The sequence below is a fragment of the Vibrio sp. Y58_MX_L22 genome, assembly GCF_024181865.1.
Taxonomy (GTDB): domain Bacteria; phylum Pseudomonadota; class Gammaproteobacteria; order Enterobacterales; family Vibrionaceae; genus Vibrio; species Vibrio alginolyticus.
Genome location: NZ_JAMZAN010000003.1, coordinates 448069 through 466688, shown reverse-complemented (window position 1 = coordinate 466688; position 18620 = coordinate 448069). Strand labels below are relative to the sequence as shown.

Here is an 18620-nt window from a genome sequence, read left to right as displayed (position 1 = left end):
ATTCAAATGGAAGTACTAAAAGGCTCATGTCTGTGCGGCAAGGTAAAGTTGGAAGTGGCAGATGAATTCAAGTACATGGGAAATTGCCATTGCTCTGAATGCCGCAAGTTCACAGGTTCTGACTATTCATCTGCCGGTGGTATTGCGTTGGATAAACTACTTATTATCCAAGGGAAAGAAGATATTCAAAATTATCAGAAAAGCGAAAATACCATGCTATGCTTTTGTCGACACTGCGGATCAAGTCTGTATTCGAAAAAGAACAATGGGATCGTCAATATTCGCCTTGGTATCTTGGATGACACACCTTCTCACAAGCCTGATTTCCATATTTTTGTCGCATCTAAAGCGCCGTGGCTCGAGATATCGGATAACCTGACTCAATTTGATGCTGGGCCAAAATAGAATTGTTGTAGATAAGTATTTAGAAACAGAGCGCGTTACAATACGCTTGCGACACGCTCTGTGCTTTTACTTTGTATATTAGAACGGAGACGACTATTTGGCGTCTTGTAGTTCTTCTAAGCCACCTGCATTGTGCAGATTCGTAAAGCCTTGCGTTTGTAAGTATTGATACGCTTTGCCAGAGCGGTTACCACTGCGACAGTACAACACGATAGCTTGATCTTTATCGACGTCTTGAAAATGTTTATCAAGTTCAGATAAAGGGAAGTTGACGGCATTATCCAAATGCCCTTCAGAAAACTCTTGCGGCGTACGCACATCGACAATCATCGCGCCCTTGTCAATCAATTGCCACCCTTGTTCAGCGCGTTCAGAAGCCGACACGTTGGGGGAGAGGAAGCCAACGCACAACGTTGCAAGAAATAGAGATACGGCCTTTTTCATTGTTTGATTATCCTTTTTAAGAGTACGTAACCACTCTAGATTTGATTGAGCATATTTTCCATCATAAAGAGATGCTAAGTAGTTGTGAATGCGATAATTCGATAGAAAATTTTATTTAATTTAATAAAAAATTTTTATCAAATTCACCTCTTGAACTCTAATTTTTCGACCTTATTATTTTCATCGAAAGCGAGCTGTCGACTCGCAAATCCATCTTGATGTTTATTTTGTCTTTTATTTTTGGTTCCAAGTAGGAGGCACTTAAAAATGAAAATTCGTCCTTTAAATGACAAGCTAATTGTTGAAAGACAAGAGGTGGAAAATAAATCTGAAGGGGGAATCGTTTTAACTTCTCAGTCGGTGAAAAAATCAAACCGCGGGAAAGTCATTGCTGTTGGTTTAGGTAAACGTCTTGAAAATGGCGAACGCGCTGCGATGGAAGTCAAAGTGGGCGACCAAATCATTTTCAATGACGGTTACGGCGTGAAAACCGAGAAAATTGACGGCGCAGAATACTTAATTCTGTCCGAATCTGATGTGTTAGCAATCGTTGAGTAATTATTTTTGTAGTAGTTTTTGAGGAGATAACCATGGCTGCAAAAGACGTATTATTTGCTAATGACGCACGTCAAAAAATGCTGAAAGGTGTGAACTTACTGGCGGACGCAGTAAAAGTGACACTAGGCCCGAAAGGCCGCAACGTTGTGCTTGATAAATCTTACGGCGCGCCAACCATCACCAAAGATGGCGTGTCTGTAGCGAAAGAAATCGAACTGAAAGATAAGTTCGAAAACATGGGCGCACAAATGGTGAAACAAGTGGCGTCCAAAGCGAATGATGAAGCGGGGGACGGTACAACGACCGCTACCGTACTGGCGCAATCTTTCATCAATGAAGGTCTTAAAGCGGTAGCCTCTGGCATGAACCCAATGGACCTAAAACGTGGTATCGACAAAGCCACTGAAACGGCGGTTGAGAAACTACGTGAAATGTCTAAGCCATGCAGCGACAAAGAATCCATTACCCAAGTGGGTAGCATTTCTGCAAACAGCGATCGCGCGATCGGTGAAATCATTGCAGAAGCGATGGAGAAAGTGGGTCGCAATGGCGTGATTACGGTTGAAGAAGGCCAAGGTCTAAACAACGAATTGTCTGTGGTTGAAGGTATGCAATTTGACCGCGGTTACTTGTCGCCATACTTCATCACTAACCAAGAAAATGGCAGCGTAGAGCTAGACAACCCTTACATCCTATTGGTGGACAAAAAAGTCAGCAGCATCCGCGAGCTATTGCCTGTACTAGAAGAAGTGGCGAAATCTTCTCGCTCGCTATTGATCATTGCTGAAGACATCGAAGGTGAAGCGCTAGCGACATTGGTTGTGAACAACATGCGCGGCATCGTGCGTGCGACCGCGGTGAAAGCGCCTGGCTTTGGTGACAACCGTAAAGCGATGATGGAAGACATTGCGGTACTAACTGCTGGTACGGTCATCTCTGAAGAAATCGGCCTAGAGCTCGAAAAAGCAATGTTAGAGCAACTAGGTAGTGCGAAGAAAGTTACCATCACCAAAGACACAACAACCATTGTGGGTGGTGCAGCAGAAGCAAGCGCGATTGCTGATCGTGTGGCTTCGATTGAAAAACAAATCGAAACAACCACCTCTCAATACGATAAAGACAAGCTTCAACAACGTGTTGCGAAGCTTTCTGGCGGCGTAGCGGTGATCAAGATCGGCGCTGCAACCGAAGTTGAGATGAAAGAGAAGAAAGACCGCGTGGACGATGCGCTACACGCTACCCGCGCAGCGGTTGAAGAAGGTATTGTTGCTGGTGGTGGTGTTGCCCTAACTAAGATCGCGAAAGAATTGGCGGATCTAAAAGGCGACAATGATGACCAAAACGTGGGTATCCGAGTTGCGCTACGTGCAATGGAAGAGCCTCTTCGTCAAATCGCAACTAACGCAGGTGACGAAGCTTCTGTTGTGGCGAACGCTGTCAAAGCGGGTGATGCCGATTACGGTTACAACGCTGCAACAGGTGAATACGGCAACATGATCGAAATGGGTATCTTGGACCCTGCGAAAGTAACACGCTCAGCGCTTCAATTCGCTGCGTCTGTTGCTGGCTTGATGATCACCACTGAAGCGATGATCACCAACCACGTTGAAGACAAAGAACTTGATATCTAACGTCATCAATCGTTAGTGATTAAGTAAGCGTTAAAATAACAATAACATTGCAAAACCTAAGCGGGCTCGCTTGAGCCCGCTAATCAGTCATTTGAGGTAAGTGTTATGACCCGTTTACCTGCGTTTTCTTTCTCAATATCTGAGCCGGGCGGTAATGAAGCTTCGTCAACGTGGCCGACTGCTATTCACTTCCCCCTCGCTCCAGCTGGGCCAGAGTTTTCGATCGAAAATGCTCTGCCTAAACGTCCGACAGTGACGATATTCACTATCGATCTGTCTCAGTTATTTAAAGGGGACGCTCGGGTCATCCATTAACTGTATCGAAACAGCCAGCGCACGTTGGCTGTTTTTTTTCTAATTTAAAGTATTGATAATGTAGATTTTTATTTGATTACTGCCACTTGTTCAATGATCAATTTGAACTGGGGTAATCGGACCGCAAGCGCACTACACCTTTAAGCCCAGCATTGCGCCGAAAATGATCAATCCCGCCCCACATGCTTGATTGAGTCGATGCTTAATCTTCAACAAGAAAGCTTGTAGCTGGGATGACGTGAATAAAGCAGCAACGATAGAAAACCAAATACCATGCAGCGCAATCATATAAATCCCGTAAAAAAAGGCGATGTGTTGCTGATTAGAGTCGGGAGAAATCACTTGGCTAAAAATACTCAGAAAAAACAGCATCGTCTTGGGATTGAGTAAATTACACAGAAATCCCTGCATGAAAAATCGCCACATTGAATACTCGCTCTGTTGAACGGTTTCTGAGTTTGATGCAGGTTGCGAGGAGAATATTCCTTTAATCCCAAGGTAGACAAGATAAGCGGCCCCAAGATAGCGCACGAGATTAAACAACCATTCATTTTGTGAAATTAAGTAACTGATCCCCAGCATGGAGTAAGCGATGTGGATGCTGATCGCCATGCTGATACCAATCGCACTATACACGCCTGCTTTTCGTCCTTGATTTAAGCTATTTCTTAATACCAAAACAAAGTCTGCGCCAGGGCTAATGACAATAAGCACACCTAATAACGCAAGAGTTACAAATTCCATATCGATTTCCTGTTTGAATGATGAAGTCTGGGATGTAGCGAAATTGTAGGCGTCTTTATTACTGACTATAATCGAAAAACATTCCCATATTGGTGAGAAAAACTCACAGATGCGTCACCTGAAATCTTTTTATGTCTTCCACGTTGCGGCGAGTTCTTCAAGCTACACTGAAGCGGCTGACAAACTGAACATTACCCACGGAGCCGTGAGTAAGCAGATCAAGCAACTTGAGCAATATCTGTCTCAACCTTTGTTCTTCAAAGAGGGCAGGAAAGTCGTGTTGACGGCGGAAGGCGAATTACTCAAGACATACACAGAAACGGCATTCCAAACGCTAGAAACAGGCGTGAATACGCTTATTCAAGAGAAGCATCAGCATCTTGAAGTGTCTTGTGAACCGACATTAACCATGCGCTGGTTGATGCCAAGGTTGGCCGCGTTTAATGATGAACACCGTGCTGATGTTCGTTTGTCGACGGCTGGTGGCCCGGTAACATTAGGATCAACTGGGCTTTCGATGGCGATTCGTCGAGACGATTTTGCGCAGCATCACGATTACGACAAAACCATTCTTGTGGAAGAGTGGGTGGGGCCAGTATTTTCTCCTGAGTATTGGCAATTCATTAAAGACAATTTGAAAGCAGCTCGACTGTTGAATAGCCAAACCAGACCGAATGCTTGGGCGGATTGGCAGCAATCAACACGTTGTGAAACCTTCAACGGCAACACTCAGCAATCATTCGCGCATTTTTATTTTTGCATACAAGCCGCAGTGGATGGCTTAGGCGTCGCAATGGGATCGTATCCTTTTGTCATGGACGATATTAAGCGTGGTAATTTGGTCGCACCATTTGGGTTTTCTCCATCAAGTTGCAATTACGTTTTATTGAGTCAAGATAAAAAGCGTACAGAACTCGAACATAAATTTATCACGTGGTTACAAACGCAAATGGCAGAGTGTGTGCCACTGTCATCACAGCAGATTACGCAAGGCGAATAGAAGGCATAGAGCGAGATTACGTCAGTCAGTTTTATGGAAAAAGGCTTAGGAAATTGGAAATGGAAAACCTCAATATTGTTGAAATCAAATCATTTGTTCCGGCGAAAGATTACGCGCTATCAAAACGTTTTTATGAGGCGATTGGCTTTGAAATGGCATCGGACTTCGGTGATGTAGCATATTTCTCTCAAGGTAGCTGCGCGTTTCTTTTACAGAATTTTTATGAGCCAGAACACGGCAATAACTTCATGATGCACTTGCTCGTAGAAGACGCAGAAAGCTGGCATCAGCACTTATCCAAAGTGGGTCATGAAGAATTTGGTTCGCGTTTGACTGAGCTGGTCGAGCAACCTTGGGGCATGCGCGAATGTTGTTTGTTTGACCCTAGTGGCGTTTTATGGCGAATTGGCCAGAACATGAATACTGACTAACGCCAGTCTTATTTTCACCACATCTACGCGCAGGTATTGAGATCTCGATATCTGCGCGTTTTCTTTTTTACTTAGCCTTGCCAACGTTTGTAGCGCACTCACGCCTTTTTCGAGGTGGTGTGCGATGGGCTAACGCCAAAAAACTCCTCAAGCAGCATGGCTTTGAGTTCTGCTCTGACTTCTGCGCCACCGATTAACGCCAAAAGTGCGAGTCCTCCTGGAATAAGGATGACCATTAATATCGGTCTTAAAATATACGAAAAGCAGAAGATGGTCGGGAAGAAAATCAATCCTTGGCCTAGTTTGTTTAATACGTACATGAGCGATTCCTTTTGTTTTTATATAAAATGAGCACGCTCAACTTTATAAATGAGCGCGCTCAATTTGTCAATCTCAACCACGCAAGGTATGATCCTTTCAGGCTCATTAAGCAGACACATCAATGACGAAGCGACAACAAACCAGAGATAAAATTCTAAAAGCCGCATGGGCATCTTTTGCTCAAAATGGCTATGACATGACGACCACAAGGCAGATAGCGAGAGCAGCAGGAGTAGCCGATGGCACAGTGTTTAGCCATTTCCCGACTAAACTGTCGATTTTGCGCGAAGGGATGCTGGCGCAACTGCAACAGATCAGCCAAGAAACGCTAGTCAGTGTGGAAGGTAAAACCGATATCGACATTGGTTTGGCGCTGACGGAGAAATACTATCGCTACTATTTTGCGAACGTTGAGCTGAGCCGAGCTTTGTTGAAAGAGGTGATTTGGGATTTGGATTATTATCAGTCGTTTAACCAAGCTTTGTTTCAATCTGTAAACGGAAGCTCCGTCCTTGAGGGAAAAATACTGCTGATTTTTGACTGCTATTTTATGACGTTAATCTCGCACTTGAGCCATGCAGAACCGGATGTTGAAGCGGCACTTGAAGAGCTTCATGCTAAGTTTCAGCAAATCATTGCGACTGCATAACATGGCCCCAACGCAGGATCTGAAAGAATATACTGCCTGTCATTTTATTTGCTGGGCTCCCATTTTCTCGTTTCAGTTGGCGTCTCACCAAATAGCCGCTTGTAGCTTTGACTGAACTGCCCGAGATGGAAAAAACCAAAGTCAAAAGCGATTTCTGCAATTGTTCGATTATCTTCAGGGCTTTGTAGCACTCTACGTACTTGATTCAGGCGCATTCGATGTATGAACTGCTTTGGGGAAGTATTACAGCAATGTTCAAAGGTGTACTGTAGTGTGCGACGACTGACGTGTACTGCGTCACACAGTTCACTGACGGTTATCGGTGTACGGTAGTCTAGATCCTGTAGCTGTTGTTTTATACGGTGCATCACGTGTTGACGATGAGAGATTGATATCGGATGGCTCGTGTGCAGTGAACTGAGTGAGAACAACTCCAGCACAATATCTTTTAAGATTGCTTGATGTGTGGTTTCAGACCATCTTGGCTCGGCGGAACCAAGTAACATGCCTAAGTAGTATTTAAGTTGTTGAATGTGTTTTTCCGTCAACCCCGTTAAGTGCAATGTGTTGTTTTGGATGCTACCAAGCTCAAGTTGATTTTCTATGATGTGAACGAAGTTTTTGTCGAGCACTATTCCATAGATAGAAAACTGCTCCGGTGTCATTAACTCAAAATCAGCGCCACCTTGCCTAAGCAAAAGTTGGCTTGAATTAAACTGACTGTGATTTAGGTGTAGCGGCTTATTTTCCGCACTCAAACCCAACCAAATACCTCCCTCTTCAACCCTGCATTGCTGTCTTAGCGAGCGGTTACTGTCTTCACGAAATACATGGAAATTGGGAAATCGTCGTTCTCGAATTTGACCTAAAAATCGACCATCGCTGAGTTGGTCATATTCCTGTTGCCAGTTTATCAGACTCGCAGCTTGTTGGTTTGCATCCTTAGTGTGATGGATGCACAGCATTGGTGCAGTTTGGGGCATTTGGTTACTCATCCTTGTGATGCTCATTCCTTTTTTGTGAGTCATGTTGGAGCAGTATTTATATAACTCATTGTTTATTATTGGTTTATAAATGTTGCCAGTTTTTGATAACGCTAAGGAACACATTTGGCAATACTTTCTTAAAGCTTATTGATAGTTCAGCAAAAAGCGAACCAAATAGTGAAGAGGAAGAGCAATGACGGCAACTTATCGTCGGCAACAAGGAAGTAAAGTCTATACCTTTAGGTCATTAGCTGACTTGATGGCGAAAGCGACACCGGAGCGCTCAGGCGATGCGTTAGCCGGGGTTTGTGCTCAGTCAGCGGCAGAACGTGTAGTCGCACAAATGGCGCTGTCTGAGTTACCACTTAAAACGTTTCTTAACGAGGCGGTTATTCCATACGAAAGCGACGATATCACTCGCCTAATTATCGATACGCATGACCTTGAAGCCTTTAAGCCGATTGAGCACTTGACGGTCGGAGATTTTCGAAATTGGCTGCTGAGTGAAGAAGCCGATGGTGAAACGTTGGCTAAAATTCGTCAAGGTTTAACACCAGAAATGGTGGCCGCAGTCAGTAAGATTATGCGCAACCAGGATTTGATTCTCGTTGCTAAAAAATGCCAAGTTGTCACGGCTTTTCGGAATACGATTGGTTTGCCGAGTCGCCTGTCTACTCGCTTACAGCCGAATCATCCCACTGATTCTCTCAACGGTATCGCAGCGACCATTTTTGATGGTCTGATGTACGGAAATGGCGATGCGGTTATCGGTATCAATCCGGCAACAGATAATGTACCTCAAGCTATTAAGTTAATGAACTTAATGGATGAGGTGATTCAACACTATCAAATACCGACTCAGTCTTGTGTGTTAACTCATGTCACGAACACGATCGAAGCCATTGAAATGGGTGCACCAGTCGATCTCGTTTTTCAGTCGATAGGCGGCACGCAAGGGACGAATGATACCTTCGGAATCGACTTGTCGATTTTGAAAGAGGCCCATGAAGCCGCGTTGTCTTTGAATCGAGGTAGCGTAGGAAACAATGTGATGTATTTTGAAACCGGACAAGGTACAGCGCTGTCTGCGAATGCATTTCATGGGGTCGATCAGCAGACTTGTGAAGCCCGCGCTTATGCTGTCGCGAAACAGTTCGATCCTTTGTTGGTTAATACTGTCGTTGGGTTTATTGGCCCTGAGTATCTGTTTGATGGCAAACAGATCATTCGTGCTGGGCTTGAAGATCATTTCTGTGGGAAGTTGCTTGGTTTACCTATGGGTTGCGATATCTGTTACACCAATCATGCCTATGCCGATCAGAATGACATGGATAACTTGCTGACACTATTAGGTGTGGCCGAGTGCTCGTTCATCATGGGTATTCCAGGGTCTGATGACATCATGCTCAACTATCAAACTACCTCATTTCACGATGCCCTTTACGCAAGAAAAGTACTCGGTTTGAAGCCAGCACCAGAGTTTGAAAAATGGTTAATGGAGATGCAGATTTTCGAGAGCGTGCAAGACGTTCGGTTAAGTGAGCAAATCTCTCGCTCGTTTTCGGGAGCAATTAACCAACTGAATAAGGGGTATTCTCATGGGTAAAGTAATCACCATTGCTCAGTCCCCACAAGATGAGTCTGGAGTTGTCACACACAACCCTTGGGGCAAGTTACGCGACTTCACCTCTGCTCGGATCGCTCTGGGTCGCAGCGGAAACAGTGTACCAACCAACGAGTTACTCTCATTTCAGCTGGATCATGCCCAAGCTATGGATGCAGTGCATTGTAGTTTGAATATTGAGTCTCTCGTTGCTGGTTTGTCGGACTCTTACTCGATTCTTGAAAATACCTTAGAGCCTCCAGTGGTAGTGAGCAGCAAAGTGAGTGATCGGCTTATGTACCTGCAAAGGCCCGATTTAGGAAGGCAACTCGATGAATCTTCTTGGCAAACGCTCAACTTGATAGCAAATGAGCATAACACTGACATTGATCTTGCGATTGTTATTGCTGATGGACTTTCTTCCGTCGCAATTCAAAACCATGCCGTGCCTGTTGTTACTCGATTGATTTCTCTTTTAAGCGCTGATGATGAACATCAATGGAAATTCGCACCTATCACAGTCGTAAAGCAAGGAAGAGTAGCGGTAGGGGATGATGTTGGTGAATGTTTTAACGCCAAGGCCGTGCTGGTTTTAATTGGAGAGAGACCCGGTCTAACTTCTCCGGATAGCATGGGTATGTATCTCACTTGGGGGGCTAAACGAGGCTCTAAAGATTCCCAAAGAAACTGCATTTCCAATGTGCGTCCCCAGGGGCTCAACTATGACGATGCCTGTGAACGCGCATTTTACTTGCTCAAGGAGGCTCGAAAATTACAACTGTCAGGAGTGAACCTGAAAGATCGCTCCGATATCAATGAGCCAAGTGGCGCAAGCGTTGAAGATAAACACAGCGACAACTTTTTAATTTCATCAAAGTAGAAGGATTTACTATGTCTAAACATCAGGAGTACTTGGCCAAAAGGCAGCTAAAAAGAGGCACCGCAGGTTGGATTTTACTTGCTGGCTTAGGTGTCTCGTATGTTATATCTGGTGACTTCGCCGGTTGGAACTTTGGCATCGCTCAAGCAGGATGGGGAGGCTTTCTTATTGCTGCTATCGCGATGGCAGTAATGTATTTCACGCTAGTATTGTCTTTAGCTGAAATGTCTGCGGCTATTCCTGCTGCGGGTGGTGGTTACAGCTTCGCAAGACAGGCGATGGGGCCGACAGGTGGCTTTTTCACTGGCTTATCAGTTTTGATTGAATATACGCTCGCGCCTGCTGCGATAGTGATTTTTATTGGCTCAGCAGTTAATGAATTGGTTGGTATCGATGGTCCTGTTGTTTACGCACTTTTCTACGCCGTCTTTATCGCTATTCATATGGCAGGGGTTGGCGAAGCTCTCAAAGTAATGATGGTCATCAGCGGTTTGGCTGTGCTAGCTATTCTAATTACTGCTGCTGTGCTTATTGGTCACTTTGACGTTAATAACTTATTCGATATTGCTCCGGCGACGGCTCAGACAACAGAAATCTTGCCGTTTGGGTGGTATGGCGTATGGGCTGCGTTGCCATTTGCAATGTGGTTGTTTCTTGCGGTTGAAGGTGTGCCTTTAGCGGCAGAGGAGGCAAAAAATCCGGCAAAAGATGTTCCCAAAGGCATCATTGGTGCGATGCTGTTTTTATTGCTAACCGCAACTCTCGTAGTCGTCCTTTTGGCTGGTGCGGTTGGCTCAAAGGTCATAGGCGATAGCGCGGTGCCATTAGTTGACGCCCTAAAGCTTACGGGCAATTCAACGGTAGCAATGGCCGTGAACTTACTTGGATTGGCTGGCCTTATCGCTTCTTTCTTTTCAATCATTTATGGTTACAGTCGCTTGGTGTTTGCGCTTTCCCGCGCGGGTTATTTACCGCAAACTTTGTCATTAACCAGTGACAAAAAAGTGCCTTCTCGTGCGCTTTTGGTTCCGGGCGTTTTTGGGTTCTTGGTTTCACTTACGGGTGAGGGGGACTTAATCTTGGCGATGGCTGTTGTCGGTGCGACTGTATCGTACGCATTAATGTCCTTGAGCCATATTTTATTGCGAATTAAACAGCCGGAATTAACTCGTCCATATAAAACGCCTGGTGGGATAATTACGTCGAGTATTTCTCTGGTGCTTTCTTTGATCGCAATGACAGGTGTTTATGCTTTTGATCCCTCAGCCTTTTTCATGACAATGGGATTGTTTCTTATCGGTGGTGTTTATTATGGGTTATACAGCCGCAACAAACTGGTGGCAGCAACCGCCGAGGAAGAGTTTGCCATGCTGTCTGTAGCAGAGCTAGAGCTTGAATCAGATGTCGTACGATAGTCACTTTGATTATTGTTATTCAGCATATTAAGGGAGCCATAGGCTCCCTTTGTCATTTCTATCAAAAGTACATAGCGCACAAATGCATCACTTTAACTTTATAAGCGGTTAATCATGTGAAAGTCTAGTCTGGATAACGATGGCGCAGATCCATCACAGGTAAAGGTTAAGTTTTCAAGGAAAGAGCATGATAAACAAGGTATTTAATACACTTTTGGGAACAGAGTTACCGATTATTCAAGCGCCAATGGCCGGTGTGCAAGACAGCCAAATGACCATAGCCGTCAGTAATGTTGGCGGGCTTGGCTCGTTACCTTGTGGAATGCTGAACAAAGACGCCATCGTAAAAGAACTTCAACTTATCAAGCAGGCAACTAACCGACCGTTTAACCTCAATTTCTTTTGCCATGAAATGCCGGAGTATGACGCCAACAAGCACGAAAAGTGGCAAAAAACGCTGCAACCGTATTTTTCCGAGGTTGATGCAACCGTTCAGGTTCAGCCAAACGCTCCGACAAGGATGCCTTTCAATCATGATGTTACTGACGCGATTGAACCATTTGCACCGCCAGTGATCAGTTTCCACTTTGGTTTGCCAGACGATGATCTGTTAGCTCGAATTAGAGGGTGGGGAGGGAAGATCCTTTCGTCAGCGACCACGGTGGACGAAGCACTTTGGCTAGAAGCAAAAGGCGTTGACGGTATTATCGCCCAAGGCTTGGAGGCTGGTGGACACCGAGGTATGTTTTTATCGGATGATTTAACTACTCAATTAAGTTTGATGGCGTTATTACCACAAATCGCCAAACGGGTGAATTTGCCTGTTATTGCTGCAGGCGGAATCGCTGATAGAAGTGGGGTGGAAGCCGCGTTGAGATTAGGAGCGAGTGCCGTTCAAGTTGGCAGCGCCTATTTGTTGTGTGATGAGGCGAAAACATCGTCTTTACATCGATATGCCATTGCCAGTGAACGCGCGCAACATACCGCTGTGACCAATGTTTTCTCGGGCCGACCAGCGAGAGGCATTGTGAATCGCGCGATGTCGGAGCTAGGCTACATCAGTGAGTTTGCGCCGAAATTCCCATACGCCTCCATTGAAATGGCTCAACTAAGAGCGCTTATGGAAAAGCAAAACCGAGATGAATTCACACCGTTGTGGTGCGGACAAAACTCGTCGGGTTGTAAGGAAATATCGGCGGCAGAAATGACATTGTCATTAGTGGAAGGCATAGATTTAAACTGATATGCATCTTGCCTTTTAAAGCGATGCTGACTGAATGGTTACGAGTTATCCCTGTATTTATGTAGTAAATCTAATGGGATGTGGCAGTAATCATTCGGAAAGTTTGTGAGTCTGTCTTGGTGCTCATCATCACTTGGCACATAATTTGTGAGTGGCAGTACTTCTACGGCGATCTTGTCGGCGTCCGGTCGTGCTGCGATAAACGCTTTCGCGATGGTGAGATGCTGTTCGTTTTGGCTATAAACACCAGTACGGTACTTCTCACCTACGTCTTCACCTTGCTTGTTAACGCTGTAAGGGTCGATTATCTCAAACAAATACCCCATTAAAGTTTCAACCGAAACTTGCTCAGCATCGAACTGGGTTTTCACGCACTCTGCGTAGCCATCGTATTCGGATTGAGTGTTATCCGTTGTGCCATTTGCTCGCCCGGCTTCTGTGTTGATTACGCCCGGAAGGTGGCGCATAAATTCTTGCACGCCCCAAAGGCAGCCGCCAGCGAAGTAAATTTCTTCCATCACTTTTATCCTAGTCTTTACCGTTGTTGGGATGTAGGGAGCTAACCCCTCTTCTTCTATCCCATTTCCGTTGCCCTATTATCTGTTGATGGGAGCGATATTCGCAAGGTGCAGCTTGGCTAATCAGACCACGTGCTTTTTCCTTTTTACTTTCAAGTTCTTTTCATATGAAACATCAGGTGAGTATACTGTAAGCTCATCAATAAGGAGCGAACCTGTGAACCCAAGACAAAATGAAATTCTGCAATTAGTGAACGACCGTAAACGCGTTCAAGTCACGGAGCTTTCTGACATCATTGGCGTGTCGGGCGTGACCATCAGACAGGATTTGAACTTTCTGGAGCAACAGGGCTACCTAAAGCGCGTTCACGGCGCAGCTACCGCGTTGCAAAGTGATGACATTGATGCCCGCCTGGAAGTACGTTTCGATATTAAACAATCGCTCGCAAACCAAGCTGCGGATTTGGTCGCACCGAATGAGACAGTGCTGATTGAAGGAGGCAGTGCCAATGCGTTGTTGGCTCGGACATTGGCTGAGCGCGGCGATGTGACCATCATTACGCCATCGGCGTATATCGCCCATCTCATCCGTAACACTTCTGCCAACATTATCTTGCTTGGTGGCGTGTATCAGCACCAAGGCGAGAGCTTGGTCGGACCGCTGACTAAGTTGTGTATTGAGAACATTCATTTCAGCACGGCCTTCTTGGGTATTGACGGCTTCCATCAAGACACTGGCTTTACTAGCCGCGACATGATGCGCGCTGAGATCGCAGAAACCATCATTGCGAAAAAAAGGCGCAATATTGTTCTAACGGATTCTAGTAAATTTGGGCAAATTTATCCCTCATCAATTGGTAAGACTGACGAAATATCAGTGCTGCTGACTGACAAAGCCGCTCCGAAAAGCGACCTTGAACAAATCAAAAAGCGAGGTGTGGAAGTTATATTAGGCTGATTAAGCCACGCTTCGTTTTCGCTTCGCGAGCATTGCTGTTGGGGAGAAACCGGTGACTAGCATAGTGCCGCTAAGCACTAGAATTGTTCCTATGATGGTGTTAGAGCCGACGGGCTCATCTAGCACCAAGTAGCCCCATAAGATACCAAAAACAGGAACAAGAAAAGTGACAGTCAGTGCTGACGCTGGGCCGATATCAGAAACTAAGCGGAAATAGAGCAAATAAGCGAACCCTGTGCATACAACGCCGAGCGTGACAACAGAGCTCCATTCGAAATGACTTGGTTCTGCACGCATTGGTAAGAATGGTAGCAGCGGCAGTACCCAAATAACCGCCGCCCACATGCTGCCGTGAGCATTGTCAAAAGCAGGTACTTGTGGCGCATTTTTAGTGTAGTTGGTAGCAATGCCATAGCTGAAAGAAGCCATCAAACTGGCGGCAATAGGGAGCATGGCTTCTTCACCTATGGTTGAAGTATCTAAGCCGACCAAGACTGCAACGCCTCCAATGCCTATTAGCATACCGAGAACAGATTTCGCTGTGAGTGGGCTGCGGTACCAAACAAAGCCAACTAGTGCTCCCCATATTGGGGCGGTTGAGTTCAATATTGCTAAAGTTGATGCATTCAGTGTCTGGGCTGCGTACGCAAAGAGTAAAAATGGAACTGCGCTATTGAATAAGCCAATAATAAAGAAGTGTTTAGTATGCGCAGTTAACGTGAATTTCTTCTTCAAATATACGGCGATCAATAACAAAGCGACGGCGGCAAATGTAACTCGAAATTCGATTAAGTAAGCCGGCCCGAATGTGTTGGCGGCGACTCGCATAAACAGAAACGAGCCACCCCAAATAGCAGCGAGGCAGAGTAAGCGAAAAAAACTGACGGCAGTCATTTGACATCCTTGGTCGAGGTCTAGCGCCTCATCGATTAATTGTTGCGCTAACAGTGAATTAAACCAAGGATGAGGTCAACCAGAAATGTAATGCCAGTTCCGGATCTGGCTAGCTTGGGCTCACGTTGATAGTGTGTTGTTGATTTGGGATGACTTAATGGCTCTCTGACCATACTGCGAATTCATTTCCACTCGGTTCAGTGAAGTGGAATCGACAGCCGCCGGGGAATTCGAAAATAGGGCGGATAATTTTTCCACCATGCTGCTCTACTTTTGTCTGAGTGGCCTGAATGTCTGAGCTATAAAATACTAAAAGTGCGCCACCATTTGCGGTTTGGTTTATAAACTCAGATTTGAAGAATCCGCCATCCAACCCTTGTCCTGAAAATGCAGAATATTCTGGGCCATAATCGGTAAAGCTCCAGTCAAAAGCACGCTCAAAAAATTGTTTGGTCGCACTGACATTGGTGGAACCAAATTCAACGTAATTCAATTTTTCATGTTGATGCATGGTGAAATCCTTCTCGGTTACTATCGTTTCTAGGCGAACTTTTCTACGATGATGTCGTCCGCTTTTTCGACAAATAATGCGCCATTATCTCTGAGCTCTGTCAGCACATTCTCTATATTATCAGGCAGCACCGCACGAGTTGAAGCAAGATTAACTACCACATTGTAGCCAAGTTCCAGCGCTTGCATGACGGATTTTTTCACGCAAAAGTCTAAGGCAAGGCCACCTATAACTAAGGTATCAATCCCGTTGAACTTTAGAAATTCATGCGCGCCTGTCGTTTTGGTGTCGGCAATATCATGGAAAAAAATACCGTAAGGGTGTGCGTCAGGATCCATACCTTTATTAACTTGAAAATCATAGTCCAACACGGGTGGTAAGCCATCTAGCAGCTCAGAACCTGTTGTGCCAAGCACACAGTGACGGTTCCACTTTATATCTACATTCGGTAAACCAACGGGCTCAAGCATATTGGCTGGCGATTCTGCATCCCATTTTGCTTTCGGTGGGTGCAAGTCACGACTGACCAGCTTTAATCGGCCTTTGGCATGATTGTTCAAAAGCTCCGGTACGATTTCCAACGCACCTGCAACGGGCAGTTCATTTGGACATAACTCACTAAAGCCTTTCTCTGGATCAACGTCGATCACTGCTGTAGTTTGATAGTTTACTCGAACAGTCATGGCAGACTCCTTGTCTGTCTGATTGTCTGCGTTTATCCACGCAAACAGTTTTGAAAAAAGGTTACTTCGTCGCTAGTCAGCGTATATACCATTGCGGGTTTTCCACCTTTACCTTTGTTGGTAGAAGCGACTTTATTAGTGGGTTTTAGTACGCCTGAATCTATCAAGCGGCGCTTAATCGTCATTCGGCTGATATCAATACCAAACTCTTGATAAGCAGAAATGATGTCCGCAACCAAAAACTCTTTGTCTAATGCAAACAAAAGAACCGATGTGTATTCAATGGATGCACGAAGCTTTTGCCACGCTTTTTCAATGGTTTTTTGATGATCAAATGCGAGGGTTTCTTCTCCATTGAGAATAGCCTGTAGCGAAAACCATTTAAGTTGGCATTCCGGTACACCTGCATTATTTATTTGCTCTACATTGTTACGATCGACTAAGGCGTAGTGCGTAATGTTTAAGCTCCAGTCTTCTGGATCGCGCTTTGGATCACCGTCGATAAACGCTTCGCTAAAATGGCGAGGGTAGGTATGGATTTTCTCACGGCAAATTCGGCGACGCGCCGCTTCAAAGTTTTCATCGGCCGGGCGTCCGCCTTCACTGGTTAAGTCTTTATCAAAGACAAATCCGCCCGGTAGTGCCCAGACTCCATGGTATGGCCGATTTGGATTTGAACGTTTAATCAACAACACTTCCAATCCCTTATCGGCACAGCCAGATAGCCTGAATGGAATAATGTCGACAGATACGATCATGGTTGGGTCCTAATATTGATTTGTAAGTAATCTAGCGCATAACAAGTGGTCAATCAATGGGTAAGTAACGAGTTGTTAGAAACGTTTTCGGTAGTGTTCTTAATACGGTTTGAGCATAAATTTACGGATGACTCTGACTTATTCACAATGCTTGCTCGAATTCTAGACAAAAAAACCTTATAAAAATGAGTGGTTAGTAACAAAAGTTGACAAACTATAGATGGGTGTTTATTGTTTACGCAAATTAGTTAGTAACAAAAAGTTATATACCCAGGAAGGGCATGTAGAAGGGCACCTAATGACCACCAAACTATTTTCTTCCCGCATCATTCAAAGCGCTTTGGATTTCGATGTCTACAAAGTCAATATGATGAGCGCTGTAACAGCGCTTTACCCTGATGCGATGGTGTCATATAAGTTTATCGTGCGCAGTGAGGAAGACCTCTCTGAGCTTTTGCCCGAGGTAAAAGCCGAAGTCCTTAAACTGCAAGATATTCAATTTACGCAAGAAGAAATTGAATATATTAAGCGTGTCGCGCCTTACCTGAATCCTGACTTTGTTGATGCACTGCGCCATTTCCGTTTCAACCCACAAAGTGATGTCTCTTTCCATAATAAAGCCATGGCTGATGGCTCAAGCCAGTTAAGAATTACCATTAACGGCTTGTGGCGAGATACCATCTTGTACGAAACGATCATCATGAGCATCGTGTCTGAAGTTCGTAGCCGTCAGCGTTGGTCAGATATCCCTGTTGCGCAATTTACCACTGTTTTAGAAGAGAAAATTCGGCACCTAAAGTCGGAACTAAAACGTCGTAACATCACTAACTTTAAATTTTCTGACATGTCGACGCGTCGACGTTTTTCCTTCCAAGCTCAGCGCATTATGCTGGAATATTTGTGCCAGGAAGTGCCGGAATGTTTGACAGGAACAAGTAACTATCACTTAGCAAAAGAGCTAAACTTGACGCCTATCGGCACCGTTGCTCATGAATGGTTTATGGGACACCAAGCTCTGGTGAATGTGCGAGATTCGCAAAAAGTGGCGTTGCAACGTTGGCAAAAAATGTTTAATGGTGCACTAGGTATTGCGTTAACCGATACGATTGGTGTCGATGCTTTCCTTAAAGACTTTGATGAAGAACTAAGTAACGCGTACTTCGGTGTACGTCACGATAGTGGTTGCCCTTATAGCTGGGGTGAAAAAATGATTGCACACTACCAGTCGCTGAATATAGACCCATTAACAAAAACACTGGTGTTTACCGACGGACTTAACTTCGAACAAGCGTTAGATATTTGCGAGTATTTCCAAGGACGTATTCAGGTGAGTTTTGGTATCGGTACTTTTCTTGCCAATGATATGGGTGATTATGTCAATAAAGATGGTGAAGCCTACCAGCCACTTTCTATCGTGATAAAAATGGTCACGTGCAATGGTTCACCGGTCGCCAAAATCAGTGACGAACCTGAGAAAGCCATGTGTGAAGATATCTTCTTTTTGATGAATCTCAAGCGCCGCTTTGAACAACCTCTTGATTTAAATGAGTGTCGTAAAATGATTGATCGTTTAGAAACTGAAGGTCAAAATTATCTCATCGACGCGTAGGCGTTATCCTCTCATCCATGATAAGCACCCTCTATCGTCACGACAAATTTATATAGGTAAACGT

The 18620-nt window shown here is 44.9% G+C and carries 22 protein-coding genes; 13 read left to right on the top strand and 9 right to left on the bottom strand.

All coding sequences use genetic code 11. The features are described from left to right. The first annotated feature begins 6 nt into the window (after window positions 1-6). Window positions 7-405: a GFA family protein gene (locus NL626_RS09845; protein ID WP_225473828.1), complete on the top strand. Its 399-nt coding sequence runs from the start codon at window positions 7-9 to the stop codon at window positions 403-405. A gap of 93 nt (window positions 406-498) precedes the next feature. Here NL626_RS09845 and NL626_RS09840 read toward each other — a convergent pair whose 3' ends face one another. Next, the gene (locus tag NL626_RS09840; RefSeq protein WP_054579240.1) at window positions 499-849 is read right to left on the bottom strand and encodes a rhodanese-like domain-containing protein; all 351 of its coding nucleotides are present in this window, start codon (window positions 847-849) and stop codon (window positions 499-501) included. A gap of 267 nt (window positions 850-1116) precedes the next feature. Between NL626_RS09840 and NL626_RS09835 the strand changes: the two genes are divergently transcribed. From NL626_RS09835 to NL626_RS09825, 3 genes are all read left to right on the top strand, one after another. Next, window positions 1117-1407, top strand: a complete 291-nt coding sequence (locus NL626_RS09835; RefSeq protein ID WP_005373989.1) for a co-chaperone GroES — start codon at window positions 1117-1119, stop codon at window positions 1405-1407. Between the two features lie 32 nt (window positions 1408-1439). After that, window positions 1440-3038 (top strand): chaperonin GroEL, encoded by a 1599-nt coding sequence (groL, locus tag NL626_RS09830; RefSeq protein WP_253657288.1) that lies wholly within the window; start codon window positions 1440-1442, stop codon window positions 3036-3038. Between the two features lie 105 nt (window positions 3039-3143). Continuing rightward, window positions 3144-3353, top strand: coding sequence for a hypothetical protein (locus tag NL626_RS09825; protein ID WP_253657287.1), 210 nt, complete (start codon window positions 3144-3146; stop codon window positions 3351-3353). 132 nt (window positions 3354-3485) lie between these two features. Here NL626_RS09825 and NL626_RS09820 read toward each other — a convergent pair whose 3' ends face one another. Beyond that, window positions 3486-4097, bottom strand: a complete 612-nt coding sequence (locus NL626_RS09820; protein ID WP_253657286.1) for a LysE family translocator — start codon at window positions 4095-4097, stop codon at window positions 3486-3488. Window positions 4098-4206: 109 nt separating this feature from the next. Between NL626_RS09820 and NL626_RS09815 the strand changes: the two genes are divergently transcribed. Further along, window positions 4207-5097 carry a LysR family transcriptional regulator gene (locus NL626_RS09815; protein WP_104976287.1) on the top strand — a complete coding sequence of 297 codons (891 nt, stop codon included), beginning with the start codon at window positions 4207-4209 and terminating at the stop codon, window positions 5095-5097. Between the two features lie 59 nt (window positions 5098-5156). Beyond that, window positions 5157-5528, top strand: coding sequence for a VOC family protein (locus NL626_RS09810; RefSeq protein ID WP_005373979.1), 372 nt, complete (start codon window positions 5157-5159; stop codon window positions 5526-5528). 98 nt (window positions 5529-5626) lie between these two features. Here the strand turns inward: NL626_RS09810 and NL626_RS09805 are convergent, their stop codons facing one another. Further along, entirely contained in the window at window positions 5627-5848 is a 222-nt protein-coding gene (locus tag NL626_RS09805) for a hypothetical protein (RefSeq protein WP_017635120.1), read from the bottom strand. A gap of 122 nt (window positions 5849-5970) precedes the next feature. Here NL626_RS09805 and NL626_RS09800 point away from each other — a divergent pair, with 122 nt between their 5' ends. After that, entirely contained in the window at window positions 5971-6498 is a 528-nt protein-coding gene (locus NL626_RS09800; protein WP_149192168.1) for a TetR/AcrR family transcriptional regulator, read from the top strand. A gap of 44 nt (window positions 6499-6542) precedes the next feature. Here NL626_RS09800 and NL626_RS09795 read toward each other — a convergent pair whose 3' ends face one another. After that, entirely contained in the window at window positions 6543-7493 is a 951-nt protein-coding gene (locus tag NL626_RS09795) for a helix-turn-helix domain-containing protein (RefSeq protein WP_172563711.1), read from the bottom strand. A gap of 184 nt (window positions 7494-7677) precedes the next feature. Between NL626_RS09795 and NL626_RS09790 the strand changes: the two genes are divergently transcribed. From NL626_RS09790 to NL626_RS09775, 4 genes are all read left to right on the top strand, one after another. Next, on the top strand, window positions 7678-9090 hold the full coding sequence (locus NL626_RS09790) for an ethanolamine ammonia-lyase subunit EutB (RefSeq protein ID WP_253657285.1): 1413 nt from the start codon (window positions 7678-7680) through the stop codon (window positions 9088-9090). Then, the gene (gene eutC, locus NL626_RS09785; protein WP_253657284.1) at window positions 9083-9967 is read left to right on the top strand and encodes an ethanolamine ammonia-lyase subunit EutC; all 885 of its coding nucleotides are present in this window, start codon (window positions 9083-9085) and stop codon (window positions 9965-9967) included. Before NL626_RS09790 ends, eutC begins: the two co-directional genes overlap by 8 nt. Before the next feature lie 11 nt (window positions 9968-9978). Next, the gene (gene eat / locus NL626_RS09780; RefSeq protein ID WP_253657283.1) at window positions 9979-11382 is read left to right on the top strand and encodes an ethanolamine permease; all 1404 of its coding nucleotides are present in this window, start codon (window positions 9979-9981) and stop codon (window positions 11380-11382) included. Window positions 11383-11569: 187 nt separating this feature from the next. Further along, window positions 11570-12625, top strand: coding sequence for a nitronate monooxygenase family protein (locus tag NL626_RS09775; RefSeq protein WP_253657282.1), 1056 nt, complete (start codon window positions 11570-11572; stop codon window positions 12623-12625). 38 nt (window positions 12626-12663) lie between these two features. On the opposite strand, the gene NL626_RS09770 is transcribed toward NL626_RS09775, so the two are convergent. Next, window positions 12664-13143, bottom strand: coding sequence for a peptide-methionine (S)-S-oxide reductase (locus NL626_RS09770; RefSeq protein ID WP_005388723.1), 480 nt, complete (start codon window positions 13141-13143; stop codon window positions 12664-12666). A 217-nt stretch (window positions 13144-13360) separates the two neighbouring features. Between NL626_RS09770 and NL626_RS09765 the strand changes: the two genes are divergently transcribed. Beyond that, complete coding sequence (locus tag NL626_RS09765) at window positions 13361-14101, top strand: DNA-binding transcriptional regulator YciT (protein WP_017635127.1); 741 nt, start codon at window positions 13361-13363, stop codon at window positions 14099-14101. Here NL626_RS09765 and NL626_RS09760 read toward each other — a convergent pair whose 3' ends face one another. The 4 genes from NL626_RS09760 to NL626_RS09745 form a co-directional block, all read right to left on the bottom strand. Further along, the gene (locus NL626_RS09760; RefSeq protein WP_253657281.1) at window positions 14102-14995 is read right to left on the bottom strand and encodes a DMT family transporter; all 894 of its coding nucleotides are present in this window, start codon (window positions 14993-14995) and stop codon (window positions 14102-14104) included. Between the two features lie 154 nt (window positions 14996-15149). Next, on the bottom strand, window positions 15150-15506 hold the full coding sequence (locus NL626_RS09755; protein WP_042523322.1) for a VOC family protein: 357 nt from the start codon (window positions 15504-15506) through the stop codon (window positions 15150-15152). A 29-nt stretch (window positions 15507-15535) separates the two neighbouring features. Next, complete coding sequence (locus NL626_RS09750; protein ID WP_132936987.1) at window positions 15536-16189, bottom strand: isochorismatase family protein; 654 nt, start codon at window positions 16187-16189, stop codon at window positions 15536-15538. A gap of 32 nt (window positions 16190-16221) precedes the next feature. Beyond that, on the bottom strand, window positions 16222-16947 hold the full coding sequence (locus tag NL626_RS09745; protein WP_005373953.1) for an NUDIX domain-containing protein: 726 nt from the start codon (window positions 16945-16947) through the stop codon (window positions 16222-16224). Between the two features lie 298 nt (window positions 16948-17245). Here NL626_RS09745 and pncB point away from each other — a divergent pair, with 298 nt between their 5' ends. Further along, on the top strand, window positions 17246-18556 hold the full coding sequence (gene pncB / locus NL626_RS09740) for a nicotinate phosphoribosyltransferase (RefSeq protein WP_253657280.1): 1311 nt from the start codon (window positions 17246-17248) through the stop codon (window positions 18554-18556). The last annotated feature ends 64 nt before the right edge of the window (window positions 18557-18620 follow it).